9 protein-coding genes are annotated in these 5,827 nt (G+C 41.4%); 2 read left to right on the top strand and 7 right to left on the bottom strand.

All coding sequences use genetic code 11. From position 1 onward, the window contains the following. The coding region (locus tag QAI40_RS16545) for a biotin/lipoyl-containing protein (protein WP_299983875.1) at window positions 1–225 on the top strand (225 nt) is incomplete at its 5' end. A 43-nt stretch (window positions 226–268) separates the two neighbouring features. Beyond that, the gene (locus QAI40_RS16540; RefSeq protein ID WP_299983873.1) at window positions 269–946 is read left to right on the top strand and encodes a zinc ribbon domain-containing protein; all 678 of its coding nucleotides are present in this window, start codon (window positions 269–271) and stop codon (window positions 944–946) included. Between the two features lie 9 nt (window positions 947–955). On the opposite strand, the gene QAI40_RS16535 is transcribed toward QAI40_RS16540, so the two are convergent. The 7 genes from QAI40_RS16535 to rplU are packed head-to-tail and all read right to left on the bottom strand — an operon-like array spanning window position 956 to window position 5,632. After that, window positions 956–1,471 (bottom strand): type I restriction enzyme HsdR N-terminal domain-containing protein, encoded by a 516-nt coding sequence (locus QAI40_RS16535; protein ID WP_299983871.1) that lies wholly within the window; start codon window positions 1,469–1,471, stop codon window positions 956–958. After that, window positions 1,468–3,024 carry a 2,3-bisphosphoglycerate-independent phosphoglycerate mutase gene (gene gpmI / locus QAI40_RS16530; protein WP_331521125.1) on the bottom strand — a complete coding sequence of 519 codons (1,557 nt, stop codon included), beginning with the start codon at window positions 3,022–3,024 and terminating at the stop codon, window positions 1,468–1,470. Before gpmI ends, QAI40_RS16535 begins: the two co-directional genes overlap by 4 nt. Then, a complete protein-coding gene (gene rsfS, locus QAI40_RS16525) occupies window positions 3,011–3,409 on the bottom strand; it encodes a ribosome silencing factor (RefSeq protein WP_299983869.1) in 399 nt (132 codons plus the stop codon). Before rsfS ends, gpmI begins: the two co-directional genes overlap by 14 nt. After that, a complete protein-coding gene (gene nadD, locus QAI40_RS16520; protein ID WP_299983867.1) occupies window positions 3,406–4,053 on the bottom strand; it encodes a nicotinate-nucleotide adenylyltransferase in 648 nt (215 codons plus the stop codon). Before nadD ends, rsfS begins: the two co-directional genes overlap by 4 nt. Further along, window positions 4,050–5,051: a GTPase ObgE gene (obgE, locus tag QAI40_RS16515; protein WP_299983865.1), complete on the bottom strand. Its 1,002-nt coding sequence runs from the start codon at window positions 5,049–5,051 to the stop codon at window positions 4,050–4,052. The genes nadD and obgE overlap by 4 nt, the downstream gene beginning before the upstream one ends. Beyond that, window positions 5,048–5,302 carry a 50S ribosomal protein L27 gene (gene rpmA / locus QAI40_RS16510; RefSeq protein ID WP_299983863.1) on the bottom strand — a complete coding sequence of 85 codons (255 nt, stop codon included), beginning with the start codon at window positions 5,300–5,302 and terminating at the stop codon, window positions 5,048–5,050. Before rpmA ends, obgE begins: the two co-directional genes overlap by 4 nt. Window positions 5,303–5,320: 18 nt before the next feature. Further along, the gene (rplU, locus tag QAI40_RS16505) at window positions 5,321–5,632 is read right to left on the bottom strand and encodes a 50S ribosomal protein L21 (RefSeq protein ID WP_299983861.1); all 312 of its coding nucleotides are present in this window, start codon (window positions 5,630–5,632) and stop codon (window positions 5,321–5,323) included. Window positions 5,633–5,827 lie beyond the last annotated feature (195 nt).

Genomic DNA, 5,827 nt, shown 5'->3' with positions numbered 1-5,827 from the left:
GCCACATCCGCCGGAACACCAGTCACAGCACCCATGCCGGGTATGGTAATTAAATATGAAAAGAGTGTGGGTGACTCTGTCAATGAAGGTGAAACCGTTGTCGTCATTGAAGCCATGAAAATGGAGAACGCTCTGCCGGCACCCGCAAGCGGTGTGATTAAAGCTGTGAATTATAATAGTGGAGATTCTGTTGCCAAAGATGATGTGCTCGCTTTGATTGAGTAGGATCAAATCCAGATAAGATAGACTACCAAAGGAGATTGATATAATGGCGTTTGAGACAAAAGAAGAACTTCTTGAAAAATATTTAAAAGTGGACAAACCACAGTGTCCCCACTGTGAAACAGATATGACCTTGTGGGAAGTCCCTCCCTTTAATTTTAGCGATGGACTGGGTTGGGGAACCCCCTACCTGTTTGTCTGTTTTAATGATGAATGTTCAAGTTATAAAAAAGGCTGGGATCACTTAAGTGAAACCATGGAAGTTCCGGCATCTTATCGGTGTATTGTTGAACCGGGGAAGAAAAATTTTGAGTATATGCCCGTATTCAGCCCCGTGGGAGCCACGGGTGGGAAACTGGATGATGAAGCCCTGATCCGGGAAGAAGCAAAAAAAGAACTTTTAAAACAGACATTCTCGGTGTTAACGGATTATTATATTTCAAAGGACTGGGATGAGATTTTAAAGATTTGTCTTGATGCCAAGATTCCTCCCAAAGCACGGCTTAAGGCGGCCCAAATGGTTGGAGAACTTGGCGATGCAGATGCAGCAGAGCATTTGAGCAATCATAAGTTTCCCACCCCTGTCCTGCAGGAAGGGGTACAAAAGGCCATAGGCCAGCTTCATGAAAGACATTATACCCGTGAATGCCCCTATTGTGCAGAGATCATTAAGAAACGGGCCACACTCTGTAAACATTGTAATAAAGAGATATCCCGGGCCTGACAGTCTTAATTAAATATTGACTTTTTCCAGGTTAAAGGAGCGGTAAATGATCATTTCCCGCTCCTTTCTGTTTTCATCAAGGGGTTTAAACTCAATGGTTCCAATCAGTTTAAGAGCCTCTTCTTTTGATGGAATCGCATCAAGACCCTGTCCTGCTTTTTTTCCGGAAAGCGTATCCAATATCATTGCATCCCTTGCATCCGTTGAAACGGCAAAGGGGATTTGATAGTCATAAATCAGCCTGGCACCGGCCAGGATTTCTCTTTCATAGGACCCGATAGATCCTGCCACACAGGTAATGGCCATCAATGCCTTTTCTTTGGAATATACAATCAGGTCAATAGCTGAAACATAGTCCTCTCCTTTAAACTGGACAATCAGTTCTTCGTCCACCTTGATATCTTCTTTTGCATATCCTTTTTCATCCACCAGAAATTTTTCAAATATCTGTCTGCTGGCTTCAGGACCTACGTTCCTTACGGCTTTCCCGGTAATATAATCGGTGATAATATAATCAAAATTCATATTAAAGATGTTCCTGTCATTTCAGAAGGTTGTTCTATATTTAATATCTTCAGAACGGTCGGTGCGATATCGCCAAGAATGCCGTCCTTCATTGATATACCTTTAAAGTTATTCCCTGCGAGTATCAATCTTACAGGGTTTAAAGTGTGTGCTGTGTGAGGAGAACCGTCATCTGCAATCATCTGTTCTGAATTTCCGTGATCTGCTGTCACCAATGCGACCCCTCCTGTTTCCCATATCGCTTCAACGACTTTTTGTACACACTGGTCCACGGTTTCACATCCTTTGATGGCAGCCTCCAGAATTCCTGTGTGTCCCACCATGTCCATATTGGCAAAATTGAGTAGGATAAACCCAAATTTCCTTGACCTGATTTTATTACAAGCTTTCTCTGCCAATTTAAAGGCGCTCATTTGGGGTTTTTCATCATAGGTTGCCACATCTCTTGGGGAGGGGATGAGTATTCTTTCTTCTCGATCAAAAATCTTTTCATCACCGCCATTAAAAAAATAGGTCACATGGGCATATTTTTCAGTTTCAGCAATTCGAAGCTGGGGAATGCTGTTTTTACTTAAAATTTTTCCGAGAATATTATCCAGGTGCTGGGGAGCAAACGCCACCGGCAAATCAAAAGTTTCATCATACTGCGTCATACAGACAAATCCTGCAAGAGCTATCTTTTTTTCTCTGGTAAACTCATTAAATCCGGGTTCTGTGAATGCCCTTGTGATTTCTTTAGCCCGATCGGCCCTGAAATTAAAAAAGACAATGCCGTCTCCATCTTCAATCGTACCATTTGGGATACTCTTTGTCGGATGATTGTTTCCTAAAAAAATGGGTTTGATAAATTCATCGGTCTGATTTGATTCATAGGCATTTTGTATGGCTTTAACCGCGGTTTGTTCAATCACACCCGAAGCTTTCGTAAAAAGATTATACGCTTTTTCAACCCTGCCCCATCTTGTATCCCTGTCCATGGCCCAGTAGCGGCCGACAATAGTGGCAATTTTACCGTACTTATGAATATTCAGATAGTCCTGAAGTTGTTGAGTATAATTGATACCGCTTAAGGGTGAGGTATCCCGGCCGTCAAGAACGGGATGGATAAAAAGGTTTTTCACGCCATTTTGTCTGGCCATGTCGATCAGGGCAAACAGGTGGGAGATGTGACTGTGAACACCAGCATCTGACAGCAGTCCCATGAGATGGAGACTTTTTTCTGATTGTGAAACCTGTGCAATAATATCCAAAAGTGCAGGGGTTTTAAAAAAGGTTTGATCTTTAATGGCTTGATTTATTTTTACAAAATTCTGCAATACTTTCCGGCCCGCACCGATATTCATGTGACCGACTTCCGAGTTGCCCATGGTTCCGTCGGGAAGGCCGACTGCACTGCCTGAGCACAGAAGCTTGCAGCTGGGAAAATTTTTTAACAGAGAATCCAGAAAAGGAGTGTCGGCTATCGCAAATGCATTCCCTTGTTTTTTATTATTAATACCCCACCCGTCAAGAATCATTAAAATGTTGACAGGGTGTGATTTAGAACCCATCATCGTTCTCCTCAGATTCGTATGCTACTTCAAATTCCGAAAGATCAATTCTTGAGGCATCAGCCCACAGTCCTTCAAGATCATAAAAGGATTTTGTTTCTGGTTTAAAAATATGGATGATAACTTCTCCATAATCAAGCAATGCCCATTCGCCGTCTTTTACACCTTCAATACCAATGGCCTTTATTTCTTGGTCTTTTAAACTTTTAATCAAATGTTCGGCAATGGATGTTACCTGACGCTGAGAGTTTCCTTCAATAATAACAAGGGTATCCGTATAAGAAGTAAGTTGTTTTACATCAATGGCGGTAATTGATTTTGCCTTCCTCTCAAACGCAGGGATCAGGTATTTTTTAAGATCATCTTTTATCGTGACGAAATTTTTCATTTATAGAGTTCCTTTGTTCTAATAATTTTTTCGACATTCGCGGGCACAAGATCCTTTATGGATTCGTTGTTTTTTATCCGTGCCCGGATCATGGTGGATGAAATATCTATTTTGGGCACCTTGCAAATTATTATTTTTTGTTTCTTTTTATGGGAAAAAGTATTGTTCTGTTCATTAAAAATGTACCCCTTTGATATGTTCTCGTCAATAAAAGAGGCAATGGCATTATTATTTCCCCAATGCCCTCTCAACATGATGATAATACGGACAGCCTCAAATATTTGATCCTTATGTTTCCAGGTTGTAATATCTAAAAATGCATCAGATCCCATTAAAAGAAAAAAGTGGGTCTGTTTGCCATATTCTTTTTTAAATTCATTGATGGTGTCAATGGTAAAGGAAGGCCCTTTTCTAATTAATTCTTTGTCTGATACCAGAAAATCCTTATAATTTTTTAAACTTATTTTTACCATATCAAACCTGTCTTTGGCTGGGGCAAGGTTGGTATGGGGTTTGTGGGGCGGTGTTGCAGAAGGAATTAAAAATATTTTTTCTAACCCACATTTTTTTTTGACATGCTGAATAATACTAATGTGGCCATTGTGAAAAGGATTAAAAGTTCCGCCAAAAAGTCCGGCATTCATTTTTTACTCTTTGTAAGCTCAGAAGATAAAAGTTTAATGAGTTCTTTTACTCCTTTACCCGTTGCCGCTGAAAGAGTCAACACCCGGATGTTTTTTAAAGCGTTTTTAAATGCTTTAACCTTTTCTTGCGTGTCCGGCAAGTCAATCTTGTTAAGTACGACAATCTGAGTTTTTTTTGCCAGTGTTTGACTGTACTTGGACAGTTCATTGTTTATCAGGTTAAAAGACTTAAGAGGGGAGGCAGGATCTATCTGGAAAGAATCAATCAGATGAACCAGGATACCGGTTCTTTCAATATGTTTTAAAAAACTGATACCAAGACCGGTTCCTTCATGGGCGCCCTCAATCAAGCCCGGGATATCTGCCACTGCAAAGGGTTCTCCAAAAGGAGGTTCTACCATTCCAAGGATCGGGGTCAGTGTTGTAAAGGGATAGTCGGCTATTTTCGGGCGGGCTGCAGATATGCTGCTGATAAGAGTGGATTTTCCTGCGTTGGGTAAACCGACAAGCCCGACATCGGCAAGAAGCTTTAATTCCAGCTTAAGCTTTAGTTCAATACCGGAAATACCGGGTTGAGAATGCCTGGGTGCCCGGTTAGTAGAGCTTGCAAAGCGTTTGTTGCCTCGTCCGCCCATGCCGCCGCGGGCAAGAATATATTCCTCCTCAGTGTCGGTCAGGTCGATAATAATTTCATTGGTGTCTTCGTTGGTAACAATGGTTCCCGGGGGAAGGGCGATGATGCAGTGTGAACCGTTTTTGCCGTGTTTTTGTTTTCCCTGGCCGGGTTGGCCGTTTTTGGCCTTGAGCAATTTTTGGCGGCGATAATCAAAGAGCGTTCGTTTGCTCCCATCGATTTTCAGGATGACATGACCACCATCGCCGCCGTCTCCACCATCAGGTCCGCCTCTTTCAATGTAACGTTCCCGTCGAAAGCTAGTGCATCCTCGGCCGCCATCACCGGACTTGACAGTGATAATTGCTTCATCTACAAATTTCACGCTTCATAAACGCTGACTTTTTTTCTATTACGGCCTTTTCTTTCATAAGTTACAACACCGTCAATTTTGGCAAAAAGGGTATAGTCCTTACCCAGACCAACATTATTGCCCGGATGAATTTTGGTGCCAATCTGTCTTACAAGAATAGTCCCTGCAAGAATGCTTTCTCCACCAAATTTTTTAACGCCGCGCCTTTGCGCATTGGAATCGCGACCATTTTTCGTACTGCCGGCTGCTTTTTTATGTGACATTAGATTTCCCCTTAATAGCTAAATCGAAATGGATTCTATTTTAATTTCAGTATAATCCTGTCGGTGGCCTTTCATTTTTCTATAGCCTTTACGACGTTTATATTTGAATACTAGTGTCTTTTTGCCCTTTCCCTGGTCAAGGATATGCGCTTTGACCGAGGCATTTTCAACCTTCGGGCTTCCAAGGGTGATGGTTTCACCATCTGAATACATGAGGACGTCATCAAATTCAATCTGAGAACCTTCGGTACCTTCAAGCCTTTCAACTTTCAGGATCTGTTCTTCATGAACCTTGTATTGTTTTCCTCCGGTTTTGATAACAGCGTACATTTTTAAATTCTCCTTATTATCTCAATACTTTTTGCATTTTTAAAAAACTCTTAATGCTATACTTATTCCATAGATTTGTCAAGATAAACATATTTCAAAAAGCAATTCTCGGTCACGTACTATTTTCAAATTTAGCGCACCTGTTTTTTTTATCGGAGCATACCGCTTTCAAGGTTAACAGGCTTCATGATCTGG

Origin of the sequence: Desulfobacula sp. (assembly GCF_030611305.1) — a bacterium.
Taxonomy (GTDB): Bacteria; Desulfobacterota; Desulfobacteria; order Desulfobacterales; family Desulfobacteraceae; genus Desulfobacula.
This window is presented reverse-complemented; position numbering and strand designations above follow the sequence as displayed.